At 37.9% G+C, this 12,813-nt stretch carries 12 protein-coding genes and 1 pseudogene; all 13 read right to left on the reverse strand.

What is annotated here, in order from left to right:
- Nucleotides 1-30: 30 nt before the first annotated feature.
- On the reverse strand, nucleotides 31-936 hold the full coding sequence (locus G632_RS19070; RefSeq protein WP_022768243.1) for a glycosyltransferase family 2 protein: 906 nt from the start codon (nucleotides 934-936) through the stop codon (nucleotides 31-33).
- A gap of 36 nt (nucleotides 937-972) precedes the next feature.
- The gene (locus G632_RS21035) at nucleotides 973-2,049 is read right to left on the reverse strand and encodes a glycosyltransferase family 2 protein (protein WP_022768244.1); all 1,077 of its coding nucleotides are present in this window, start codon (nucleotides 2,047-2,049) and stop codon (nucleotides 973-975) included.
- Nucleotides 2,036-2,263: a glycosyltransferase gene (locus tag G632_RS0106655; protein WP_196802275.1), complete on the reverse strand. Its 228-nt coding sequence runs from the start codon at nucleotides 2,261-2,263 to the stop codon at nucleotides 2,036-2,038. The genes G632_RS21035 and G632_RS0106655 overlap by 14 nt, the downstream gene beginning before the upstream one ends.
- 436 nt (nucleotides 2,264-2,699) lie before the next feature.
- The gene (locus G632_RS0106660) at nucleotides 2,700-3,668 is read right to left on the reverse strand and encodes a hypothetical protein (protein WP_022768246.1); all 969 of its coding nucleotides are present in this window, start codon (nucleotides 3,666-3,668) and stop codon (nucleotides 2,700-2,702) included.
- Nucleotides 3,668-4,936 carry an MBOAT family O-acyltransferase gene (locus tag G632_RS19080; RefSeq protein ID WP_155828857.1) on the reverse strand — a complete coding sequence of 423 codons (1,269 nt, stop codon included), beginning with the start codon at nucleotides 4,934-4,936 and terminating at the stop codon, nucleotides 3,668-3,670. The genes G632_RS0106660 and G632_RS19080 overlap by 1 nt, the downstream gene beginning before the upstream one ends.
- Before the next feature lie 231 nt (nucleotides 4,937-5,167).
- Nucleotides 5,168-5,998 carry a transposase gene (locus G632_RS19085; protein WP_022768248.1) on the reverse strand — a complete coding sequence of 277 codons (831 nt, stop codon included), beginning with the start codon at nucleotides 5,996-5,998 and terminating at the stop codon, nucleotides 5,168-5,170.
- Nucleotides 5,999-6,148: 150 nt separating this feature from the next.
- A complete protein-coding gene (locus G632_RS0106675) occupies nucleotides 6,149-7,450 on the reverse strand; it encodes a glycosyltransferase (RefSeq protein WP_022768249.1) in 1,302 nt (433 codons plus the stop codon).
- Between the two features lie 109 nt (nucleotides 7,451-7,559).
- Nucleotides 7,560-7,907: pseudogene (locus tag G632_RS19090) on the reverse strand (IS1634 family transposase); the annotation flags it as partial.
- 76 nt (nucleotides 7,908-7,983) lie between these two features.
- Nucleotides 7,984-8,928 (reverse strand): ATP-grasp fold amidoligase family protein, encoded by a 945-nt coding sequence (locus G632_RS0106690; RefSeq protein ID WP_022768252.1) that lies wholly within the window; start codon nucleotides 8,926-8,928, stop codon nucleotides 7,984-7,986.
- A gap of 112 nt (nucleotides 8,929-9,040) precedes the next feature.
- Nucleotides 9,041-9,469 (reverse strand): KdsC family phosphatase, encoded by a 429-nt coding sequence (locus G632_RS19095; protein WP_242826714.1) that lies wholly within the window; start codon nucleotides 9,467-9,469, stop codon nucleotides 9,041-9,043.
- Nucleotides 9,470-9,685: 216 nt separating this feature from the next.
- Complete coding sequence (locus G632_RS21040; RefSeq protein ID WP_022768253.1) at nucleotides 9,686-10,555, reverse strand: DUF6602 domain-containing protein; 870 nt, start codon at nucleotides 10,553-10,555, stop codon at nucleotides 9,686-9,688.
- A complete protein-coding gene (locus tag G632_RS0106705) occupies nucleotides 10,531-10,767 on the reverse strand; it encodes a hypothetical protein (protein WP_155828858.1) in 237 nt (78 codons plus the stop codon). The genes G632_RS21040 and G632_RS0106705 overlap by 25 nt, the downstream gene beginning before the upstream one ends.
- A gap of 159 nt (nucleotides 10,768-10,926) precedes the next feature.
- Nucleotides 10,927-12,798: an asparagine synthase (glutamine-hydrolyzing) gene (gene asnB, locus G632_RS0106710; RefSeq protein WP_022768255.1), complete on the reverse strand. Its 1,872-nt coding sequence runs from the start codon at nucleotides 12,796-12,798 to the stop codon at nucleotides 10,927-10,929.
- Between the last annotated feature and the right edge of the window lie 15 nt (nucleotides 12,799-12,813).

A 12,813-nucleotide genomic window follows, 5' to 3' on the forward strand; every position in this document is an offset into this window, starting at 1 on the left:
CAATTCAAATGTCTTTTTTCATCCGGTTATTCATTTTCTTCGCAAATCATCATATAAATCCACGATTAATACTCCGGCAAAAGATATTCTGATTTTCTTTAGCAACTTGACTATTCTGGAAATATCTCTTTTTTTCAGGGCCAGTCTCACATTCCGCGTGAACTCATAATACGCCGTGTACATGGCTATTCTATTTTTATTTCCGGTTATAGTCTCATTTATATATTGTAACGAATATTCTTTATTATTTCGAAGCTGATCTCTTATCAATCTGGCAACATATTTTTGCCGCCCCTTGTTCTTCTGTGATATTCCTTCAATATTCTGCCTATATCTGAGGCAGATTTCCTTAACACATCCGACTCGGTATCCAGCGATGACTGCCCTGACCAGGAAATCATAATCTTCGGCGAACTCAATGTGCCTATATCCATCAAGCGATTGATAAACCCCCTTTTTTACAAGCCAGGTCGGGTGAGGTATACTTCCACCAAAGGATATAAACTTGTGCATACCCTCTATTGAATCTGGACAATTACTGTGATACAGTTCACCATCCCTATCATTAAAAGTTACTGTATTCCCGCCAACAATATCGCATTCATGCTCCTGAAGATAAGATAGCTGCCATTGCAATCTATGGGGCAGTGAAATATCGTCAGAATCCATTCTCGCAATATAATCGCCATGACAGAAACCTAATCCTTTATTGAGAGAGTCAACCAGTCCTATATTCTTTTCATTACGAACCAAAACAATTCTATCTTCCCCCAGCCCATTTATCCATTCACAAATATCATTTCGTTCTGGATTATCAACAATTAGTATAATCTCAATTCTGTTATAAGTCTGATTCAGTATTGACTCAACAGCTATTCTAACCCATTCAAATGGCTCATTATAAACCGGAAGGAGTATACTTATCAAGTTATTCATCGCCGATATATTACCATCTCCATGCAAGTAAACAAATCAAACATTTCTTCCTCTTATTCCCTCATAGATCCTAGAAATGATATATATACATACAAACCACTTTTTATAAAATAATAGCGCAAACAACCGTTTTGAAATGCCATAATTCCTGATCGTTTCTTTGTCATAGCAGCATACAAACGCCTCAGAATCATGGACACAATTAAGTCGTTTTAAAACGGATTTCAATCCATTCGGATTCTTACAAATTTCTTTCTTTAAGCAAACAAATAAGATTGATAGTATATCTTTATCAACCTGCTCCGGATAATTGAATCTATATTTTTCTGATATCTTTTTTAATGCTTTATATAGCTTTTCAATTTTAATAAAAACATCTACATCATAAGTTCCTATCATAGAAGATGTGTTGCGAACATAATGATACGGATAATAGCCATGAATACAATAAATACTGTTCGTATTCAACTCCGCTGCAAAACATGTAATATCGTCTTCACCAAAAGAAACATTTTCTGGAATATCATCAAGGATTTTATCTAACAAGCTTTTAGCAAACACTTTATTACATCTTGAAGATTGCAATAGTTCCGTTTGCATATCTCCATTGGATAAGAGAACAGGAAATAGTTCGTTAACTATCTGAGTTCTATCATAATACCCACTTTTTAACAAAACATCCTCGTGAATTATATCCCCATTATCATATTCAAATGTCATTCCGAAGACAATCAATTCCGGTTTAAATTGAATAATAGTTTGAGAAATAGTTTTAACGAAGTTTTTATCTATATAATCATCTGAATCACAGAAAGCTATATATTGTCCTTGCGCAGACCTAACACCAGTTTTCCAAGCATCTACAAGTCCACCATTTTCCTTATGAATAACAAGTATATTCTGATATTTTGAAGAATAGTTATCACATATAGTTGAAGTTCTGTCAGTAGATCCATCATCTACAAGGATTATTTGTACTTCAATGCAATCTTTTGGAATTTGTTGTTTAATCAAACTATTCACAGTCGAATCTAGCGTCTCCTGACAATTATAGCAAGGAACAACTATGTTAATCAGGTATTTGCTTTCACTATTTAAATCACATCCATCCATTTAGAAACACATTTCCTTCCATTTTATATGCTTTTATTAAATCCATAAGCATATCCTTTAGCTCGCCTTCTCCAAAAATAACCAATTGAGCTTCCGGGATATCTTTTACAATTTTGCTAAAAGCTCTTATTAAATGCCAATGCGCCTTCTGATACTGCAATCTTCCCGCAGTAACAAATGTTTTTTCCTTGAATGTAGGATTCTCACTTGGCATAATAACTTCGGTGATTATTGACTTACAATCTTTTGTTTTTGCATAAAACATCGGCAACATTAGCGCTCGTCAATATACTTATGACACTATCATAACCATTTTTTAACTGTCTGATTTTGCTTAAGCGCTTGCAAAACACCTTAAACTGATATCAAAGGCCTTCACGACTCTTTGGTTCTTGGACATTTAACGAATACAAGTTACCGCGATAGTCATATTCTATATTTTCGTCTGAATTCAAAAGAATATCTATCTCATAGTCCATAGGAAGACTTGTAGTAATATTAGATATTACCTTTTGAGCTCCGCCAAAATTAAGACTTGAAACTATAAATAATACTTTTTCTTTTGCTCCATATTTAATCCTTATTTAGAGATGAATATATTGTGATCTGCCAAGCGACACGATTGTTCCGCTTTTATTGTTATCATCCAATTACTCTTGCAAATATACCTCATATTCTGCATCTTCACGTCTATCTTGAAAATAATACCGTGAATCCAGATTTTCCTCTAACCAAGAAGTATACTTAGTGACACCAGAATAGTTCAGGTGTCCACCATCCCCACATGAGTCAGTAGTGTAATCCATTCCAATTTCCTTGCTATGTTTACACCCATCCAAAAACTGTATATGGTATTCATCTGCAATTTCTGCCACCCTATTGAAGCGCATCTGAGTTTCTCTTGTAATGCAAGGCCAGGGAGTATGTGTTAAGACTATATCTATCCCATTCTTCTGGCAAAACTCTATTATCAGACGAAGGTATTTCTCATTCTTTGGATCTATTGGCAAAACCTCAGAAACTTCACTTACATCTTCCACATCATTGTAAACTTCAATAATATCATTTCTCGAGTATCCAAAGTTGTAATCTTTTATGCCGTAGAACTTATCTGTCGTCAATCTATAAAAATTCTCGTATTTATCATAAATATATGGAAATCTCAGCAGAATATTAAGTTTACTATCTGCCTTGGAGGCCAGTACTGCAGATATTTTATTAAGCGATAATGGACAATCTAATAAGTTATTAACCGTCTGATAATCCTGATAACTGTCCGCATTAGAAGCACCAACCATATATGTGTCAAAAACAATAAGCTTGGGCTTCTGAAATCTGCACGCCTCTCTAATATAATAATATGACTGCCATGGTGCCTGTGAACCAATTGCAAGATCATATGCTGCTATGCCTTTATCATCAAACATCTGCTTAGGATTGATGCCTGAAAAAACATGACTTGAACCAACGCATAGTACGTCAACCCGATCTTTGCCAACCGTCTCATTCATGCTTTCAATAATATTTATTTGAGGTGGAAGGTATAGATAAAAAAGGGCAATAACGACTGCCACCGTCATCAAAACTGAAATTATTCTTTTTGCAAATGTTTCTTTCATTAAAAATCCCTGTAAACAAAATAACTTGCGTCATGCTGATCGCCATATATGCCAAAAATAAGAATTACCAGGCATATGGTAACAATAGATACACTTCTTGCAAGCATCCCTTGATTGTAGATTACTTGGTCTATCCTTAAGCCTCTATACATTAGTCTATCAACCAATACCATAACAAGGATGCCACCCCAAAGCATAATCCACCCAAAAGGAGATAGCCCTAATTCCCACAGTCCTCCAGAAATTAGATAATCCACACGAGGATATAGAAAAACATGCATTATCATACGTATGGCATCTTTAATCCCTGTTCTGAAGAATATCCAGGCAATGGTGACTAGCATAAATGTAACTGTGCGTTCAATAAGTCTATGGAAAGCTGAATTCTCAACTAACCCCATCCGATTAGCCAATCTCTTTTTTAATGGCTGAATAATATCGCCTATTATCTGATACGCACCGTGAAGCGCGCCCCATACTATAAAATGCAAACCACCACCATGCCAAAATCCACTCACTATAAAGGTGATCATTATATTGAAATACTTCCTAATTTTACCTTTTCGATTTCCACCCAGCGGAATGTATATGTAGTCTTTTAACCAACTGCTAAGTGAAATGTGCCATCTTGCCCAAAACTCCTTTATATTTTTGGAAAGATAAGGGGCTTTGAAATTTTCCGGAATGTCATACCCAATAATCTGTGCAATCCCTATGACAATTGCAGAATATCCGGCAAAATCAGCATATATCTGAACAGAATAGGTAGCAGCTATTATCGCAAGAGCTGTTCCACCATAATTCTCCGGAGCAAATTCATCAAAGATATAATTCACTGGAATTGCTGCCCTTTCAGCTATTACAAGTTTTAAAAAATAGCCATACAGTACATAAATGATTCCACTTGCGATATTATAATATTCAGCTTTCAGCTCTGTCAAATTTCTATTATAACATTTAACGAAATCTGTATATCTGTAAATTGGTCCGGAAGTAATGGTGGGAAAGAAGCTCAGAAATACAAGTAGTTTCAGTGGATTCTTTTCGGCCTCAATTTTGCGGTTATATACATCGACGATATAAGACAAAGCCTGCAATGTATAAAATGATATTCCCAAGGGTGCTACGATTGAATCACTAAACTTTACTCCAAGTTTAAAAAACAGAAGCATTGATGTCAGTAGTGTTATAGCGATTATCAAAACAAGCTTTCTCTTTTTATTATCATCTCCAATCCCCCAAAAAATATCTTTTGATGCAAGTAGCACAGATGCTCCCCAGGAAACTAATGCTTCAATTATCACTACAACTATATATTGATATCCGAAGCTAGCATAGAACAGCAGATTAATCAGCAATAAGTAGTACTGTCTAGTAAAAGCAGGTATCAAATAATAAAATAGCACAACTATCGGAATCAGAAAAATGAATTCAAATGATGTTAAACCAAGTGAATGCGTCACAGATTTAGCCTTCCTTTTTGCAAATACTGTTATAGATTAATTATTTAAAATCAGTTCCACCGGAATCTTAATAACGATTTTTTTGTATATATTTTGGATCATTCTGTTCACATGATATACAATTCCCAGTTTCTTCAGACAGAACCATTCATACAGCTGTCTTACTATATCCGTTATCTGCATGAGCAGATAATCCTTCTTGAATGCATTTGCATCATGACTGCACGCATGAGTTATGTCTGCAGCCCAGTTCTTCTGTCTGTTGAACCCCTGGTTCTCTATCTTCCATCTTGTACGCCCTGCAGTGGATATCTTTTTCGCATTTTTATCAGTTATTGTTATTGAAGTCAGCCACTGGAATTCCCTGTGAACCTGTTTTCCATTTTCAACCACATCTTCATAAAATCTGATCAGATTCACTTTACGCTCTCTGTAGTCTATCTCATTAACATACTCGATATGGCCTGTTCTATTCTTTTCCGGTATAGCGTTATATTCTTCAGCTATGGATGGAATACTGCCATCCTTGAACCTTATGATGTAGTCCCAGTGATTGCCTTTGCAGATTTCCATGACTGGATCTGACGCATAAAGGCTGTCTGCTACTATTATGATTGGAAGCCTTGGATACTGTTTTTTCAGGTTTGCAGCAAGTCTTTTGAATGCTTTTATCTCACAGTCCTGTTTTATCTTATCAGCGCTCATGTGCTTGTATTTTGACCGGTCTGCATCTGTATTCTCTATGAATTCATTGGCAAGTGATATCACTCTGTTGTTGCCTATATAGAGCTTAGCCTCAAGTACATCAGTATGGTAGTTAACAGTCTCGCCATCCTCAGTTTTATAATGGCGTTCTCTTCTTTGCATCTGACTGCCCTAATTTCACTTCTTCCCAAGCTGATAATCCCCTTTGCGATAAACTTTCTTCCATTTTATCGCATACATCCCGGAATTAATAGTGTTTGAGCTGATTTTAGCGCGAATTATTTTTACCTTTCAGAGCTGTTATATTTGATATTACCTTCTACGCCCCTCAAAAAATTTAGGCTTGACACTATCAATAGAGTTTTTTTCATCTTCTATACATACCCTTTTTAATATCTTTTCCCATATTTCAGTCACACTATCTAAGCTATACTCTTTAGACTTTTCACAGGCTCTACATCCATAGTTCTTCCGCCTTTTTTCATCTGATAATACTTCTAATATAGCATCCGCCATACAGCTTTCAGCATAGTCAAGCTCACATTCTGAGCCATACAACTTCTCGGTAACAGTTGGCGTAATTATTCCGTTTTCCCCATAATATATACTATCTATTGCTCCATCAAACCCATTCGCAAGCAATTCTCGCGCCCCTGACTGATAATCCGCGGCGATACATGCTACTCCACAAGCCATTGCGTCCTGAAGCGCCATTCCGAACCCTTCGTAGACAGATGGGAATGCAAATATTGCACTTCTGCTTATTAGCCAAGTATAATCAGGTGTAAACTCATGGAGTACCACATTATTCTCAATATTATAATCTTTTATTAGTTGTCTGTAATAGCTCTCCAGTTCTCCATTTCCAATAATCACTAATTTTGCGTCGTCCACAGCACTTACAACTTTAGAAAATGCTCTGATCAAATGACCATGCCCTTTCTGCATGACAAACCTTCCCGCAGTAATGACCGTTTTATCCTTATCCAGCCACTTATCTGCAAACGCCCTTTCTTCCTTGTGAGGCTTTGCAATGGTATTTTTTATCTTCTCGATATCTATAGCACTGTAATTTACATATATCCTGTCTTTATCTATATCATAGTTTCTAACCAGGTCTTTTTTTATATCTTCTGTCTGAGCTATTATACAATCTGCCTTATTGTATAGCTTTCTTATCAAGGGATTAACTATATACCTATATCTCTTTTCTGCTCTAGCTGTTGCGCTCATATTATTCACAACATTCAATACCGTTTTACATGGTCTGTAAAAATAATTGGAAATAATATTAGCTACATTTGCACTATCTAAATAACTCACACATGCTTCGTACTTATTAGCTCTTTTTAGCCTTGGCAGTACTGCCAATCTCTTTATAAAAGCCTTGAGCTGATACAGCACACCAGACCTATCTTTGGAAATATTCTTAACCCCCAAATCGATAATAGTTCCACAGTAAGGAAATCTAATATTCTCACTATTATTCAAGATAATATCCACATCGAAATCTTCAGATAAGTGGGTTGTTATTTGCGAAACGATAGCAGCGGCACCACCATCATCCAATGCCGAAATAATTATAGCTATTTTCATCACAACGTGCTCTTTCATCCTGCGCTCCCGCGAATTTATACCAAGGCTGCGGTATAAATATCGTTGATTGATATTCGCAAAGCCTTGTGTTTACTGGCCTTACAGCCACATAACCCGGATTCTCGAATTAACATGACGAGGTTGGTAACTCGATTCCAAGAGTTTCATATATTTCAGCCTGCTTGGTCAACATCTCACCAATCCTGAACGCACGGTTTACATCCTCGTAGCACTCGAGCACGTCCAGCTTATCAAGCAGCTGCTGCATCGTATAACTTTTATATAAATCTGTTTCCCTCATCTTGTGATCAAGACAGGAAATCAGAATTAATGCTATAAACTCGTTGAATATTTTGCCGTCGAGGTTCTTCTCTGACTTTGAGAGAAGGCGCCTCATGTTGAGCTTCTCTTTGATGTTATAGAAGCCTTTCTCAACGATATCCTTCATCCCGTAGAGATGGAGGGCTGTGAAAGCACTGCCTCATCTAATCTTTCGCTATCCATTGTGTCGAGGAAGCTTCCCCAGTTTTTTCCAAATTCAAATCTGTCACTCATATCATTTTCTCCGGTAAAATCAATTTCTGTCCTAGCTTCATGTTCCAGTCCTCTGGAGTGAACCTAAAGAAGCCATCCCATGTATAGAAAGTCATCTCGCCAAAGATGTAGTCATCATTATCCACGTAAAAATCCACGCGGACTGTTGGGAAGTCTTTTGCCAGTTTCTCAGCAGCCTCAATCATCTCATTGATACATGCAGGCATCTTATTCTCTGTCTTGGAGTTGGCATAGTAGTTAGTCACCATATCAAGTTTCTGCAAATCCCTGCTATAGAAATCGTTGGTTCTATAGTCTAATCTGCTGTGAGCGATTCCCTTGCAGACTGTTATGAACTCAACCCTGCCGTTTATGCAGGTAATCTTATATTCTACAGAATTGCTCTTTCCAAGCGTTTCAACGTATGGCTCAGCGATGATCCTTGGATTGACATTCTTGTACTGCCACTCCCTTCCGGCGTAGAAGAAGTTTCTATTGAGTCTCTTGTTCAGGTACTCGTTTATCTCTGCTTTGTCACAATTCTTTTTATCCTTAATCATCCTAAGTCCTCCACTATCATGGGTGACCTTGAGGACAACTGCATCTGGAAGCTTGTCATAATCAATATCTTCTGCCTTGCTCCATACTCCTAGGCATGGGATTACATGCTCCGGGCCAATCTTGTCTATTACGTACTGCTTTACATCGTATTTATCCACCATCTTGGTTAGAAGTGGATTATGGTAGTACACTTTCATCCACTGCATCTTTTCAGAGAATGTCTGGGGATTGTTAAAGTCCATCTTTCTGCCATAGAAGTATTTGTAGAGTCTCTGCAGGTACTGTTCGTCTGGAACATCATGGAAGTGACCATGGGCTCCAAGGTATTTGTAAATGCAGTATCTGAGCCCCGTGGCTCTGACCATCTGTATGTTAAAAATCATGCTGTCAACTGTGCTCATAGTTTGCTTACCTTTTGTGTTTATTTGTTGCGAGTAATTAAGCCAATAAAAATGGTATACCCACCAAACAAGTATACCATAACATGCCGTAATATTGGGCGTGAATATAATATTATGTGCCAGTGCCATAAGCTTTGTCTACGAAAGCTGACCAAGTGCCCTGTTCTCTAAGATAATGCTCGATAACATCTCTTGTCGCGCCATGGCCTCCGGGAATTGGACTTACGTATGTAGCAAGCTCTTTTACCTCAGCAGCGGAGTCTGAGGGACATCCGATATATCCGCACAGTTTCATTGCGCCAAGGCCATTAATATCATCTCCGATATAGGCGATTTCATTCTTATCGATGTTATTATCCGCAATCCACTGCTTAAGGAAGGATACTTTATCTTTTACATTCTGGTATATGTCTGTGATACCAAGCTCCGTCAGTCTTCTGGTTGTAGCCTTGCACTCGCGGCCTGTTATGGCCAGTATCTTGAGGCCTGCTGCCCTGGCAATGATTATACCTGTTCCATCCTTGGTACAGAATTTCTTCAATTCGTTGTTATTGTCGTCGTAGTAGATGCCCCATCTGTCAGAGTTCCATCTACGTCAAGGATGATATATTTTAGCATTTTGCTGATCTTCTTTCTTTTTAGCGAGAAATATAAAAGCAGTGAAATCTGTATAAGTAGCAGTTCAGTCTGTTTGAAGCCTTGATTTCAATAGTATATAATACTTGCCTTATGCTTGTGACTATTCTTTGTTGTTATTTCATTGTGCTAGTTCATTAGTTTCTCTATGGCCAATTGCGTTCTCAAATTCATCATTCTTTAGTCCGAGATACTCGACAATCGGAAACTCCAACTTTTCTATATATTCAATCGAATCTCTGAACACGCCCAAAAATCTATATATATGAGAATATTTATCAAGACCATCAGCTTTAACAAATTTGGAATTTAATACGTTTCCGTTTATAACCGGATGTCCCCAAATAGCCCTTGTATCATCACATCTATCATCAATACTCCTTGTGCTAATCTCATAAGCAAATATTCCATCCTCTATGCTCAGGATAAGATTATGCCGGAACATGGGTGCTATATCATTATATACTTCATTCCAATAATCTTCGCTAATTGTATTTATAGCTTCAATTTTATTACATACAATAAAACTGATAGGTAATACATGATCAATTATTTTATTAGTCAAATCTTTAGACTGGCGAAGTCTATCTCGCGCAATCATTTTATTTTTCGCAAGTTTTATAGCCGCTTCTTTTAATGATGATTTAGTAAGATTAGATTTAACCTCACCTATTGAGTACACATACTCTATAGGAAAAAAATTTGAAACATTATCAGTAGTTATTGCATCGATAGCAGAATCGTTAACTATGATGTCGCATTGAGTACTAACTTCATTATCTTTATTGAATATGAATCCATCATTTATAGCATAAATCTTTCGCAAAAAAACACTCAATAATTGTTTTAAAGCTCTTTCCCTGTACATACCAAATTCGCCTGGGTGAATCAATTTGTTATCCCTATAAAAGATGCTTTCAGGTTCTTCTATGAAAGAGCTACAAAAAATATCAATTTTAGAATCCACTAATGTTTTAAATATATTTTCCATTCTTTTATACCTACAATGTCTTTATCTGAATAACCCACAGTTTCATTTAAGATCTTACATGCAATATATTCTCCGTTTTCAATATCATTAAAATTTGACAACCAGTCATTTAACTCTTGCATTCCAAAACCCGACCATTGTCTAGTATCAATTAAGAACTCAAAAAACTCCCTACTTGAATCCACACAAAACACTTTTTCCTGAAGTTCCATAACAGCTTGCCTTTCAAAATAATGAGAAATACTAATAAACATGCACAAAATAAGCGGCCATGCTACGCATAACCGCTTTCATTATATCATAATAATCTCTATGCCATGAAAATATAAATCATAATGAATCCCGTCAAATCCATTGTAAGCGTACTATAGTCATTGTATATACTCTTCCCACCACCTCTGGAACATATAAAATGACCACAAAATAGAACTGTATATGATCTTGTTATCATGCTCCTGAGTTTGAATGAGTTTCTGGACACCCTTTGCGTCGAAAAGGTCCTGTCTTCCGAGGTATTCTGCGTCAGAGTACCGTCTTATTTCATCATTAAGCGGGCCTCTGAGCCATTTGACAAGCGGGACACCAAAGCCACGCTTAGGGCCTGAAAGCATCTCTTTTGGGATATAGTCGTAAGCAAGTCCCTTAAGGATGTGTTTCTTATCGAATCGCTTAGTAGGGCCTGCGTACTTAAACTTGTGCGGAATCTCGAATGATTTCTCCACAACTCTGTAGTCAAGAATCGGGCTTCTGGTTTCAAGGGAGTACTTCATAGAAGCCCTGTCAGTCTTGCACATGATCTCGTCAGGAAGGTAGGTTACCATATCAAGAAGCATGCGTCTCTCCTGCCAATCCTTGTATTTGAACTGAATTTCTTTTGCATGTTTAGGACTTACATCAGCTCCGCCAAGGATACTGCTAACCTGCTCTGCAGTAACATCAATAAACAACTGTGACCTAAAGTCGTCGCTACGGTTGTCTACGAGAGCACGAAGCTCCGGCGGAAAGCTCTTTTTCATAGAATTCATGCCTGGGATGTGATATAGGAGATTACCTATCCAATCCACTTTCTGAGCTATATACACCAAATCATACATATTGTAGCCACAGAAAAGCTCGTCCCCACCGTCACCAGAAAGAGCAACTGTTACATTATCTGCTGCCAGCTTGGAAACTAACATTGTTGGGAGCTGTGATGAATCGGAGAATGGCTCATCGTAGTAATGAGCAATGCCCTCTATCATATTCAGAATCTCTTTTTCTCCGATGTAAAGTTCTGTGTGGTGGGTTCCGAGGTACTCTGCAATCTTCTTGGCACCGTCGGCCTCATTTCGTTCTTTTTCATTAAAGCCGATAGTAAAGGTGTTGACAGGAGTTCCGGTATTCTTCTGAGCGATGGCTGTAACAAGCGCAGAATCTATACCGCTGCTGAGAAATGTTCCAACAGGCACGTCAGCAACCATTCGCTTCATTACAGCATCAGTAAGGATGTCGTTGAGCTCTCTCTTAGCTGTGGCAAAATCCGTGATAAGGTGCTGGGAAGCTGTTTCTTTGGCTGCTACGATGTCCCAGTAGGTACGGATCCGAAGGTTGTTGTCCTTGAGTACTGCGTATGTGCCGGGCTCAAGCTTATAAGTATTCTTGAAGATTGTCTTTGGAGCAGCCACGTACTTGTAGCACAGGTAGTTGCCCAGGGACTCATTGTCGATGTCCTTGTGGAAGTATGGGTACTTCATGATAGGCTTAAGCTCTGAAGCAAAGACGAAATCTTTTTCTGAAGGGTTATAGTAGTAATAGAATGGCTTGACGCCCATTCTGTCTCTTGCGATTATGAGAGCGTCTCTATTGATATCCCATATTGCTATGGCGAACATGCCGTTGAATCTTGAAAAACATTCATCTCCCCACTTGGCGTAGGAATAAAGGATTACCTCCGTGTCACAATCTGACTTGAAGGTCGTTCCATCTTTTTCCAATCCTGAGCGAAGCTCTTTGAAGTTATAGATCTCGCCGTTGAAGGTGATGATCAGGTTGCCGTCGGCTGAGAGCATAGGCTGGTGACCGAGTTCTGACAAATCGAAGATTGAAAGGCGACGCTGAGCCAGGCCTATGTAGGATGAGTCGGCGGTCTGCGACTGCCAAACACCGGCATCATTAGGGCCACGGTGAATCATGGTGTCACGCATCTCTTCAAGGATTCGGTCTTCGATTTTTCTTTTACTGATGTATCCACAAATTCCACACATTTAATATTGACTTAC

This window comes from Butyrivibrio sp. NC2007 (genome assembly GCF_000421405.1).
Taxonomy (GTDB): Bacteria; Bacillota; Clostridia; order Lachnospirales; family Lachnospiraceae; genus Butyrivibrio.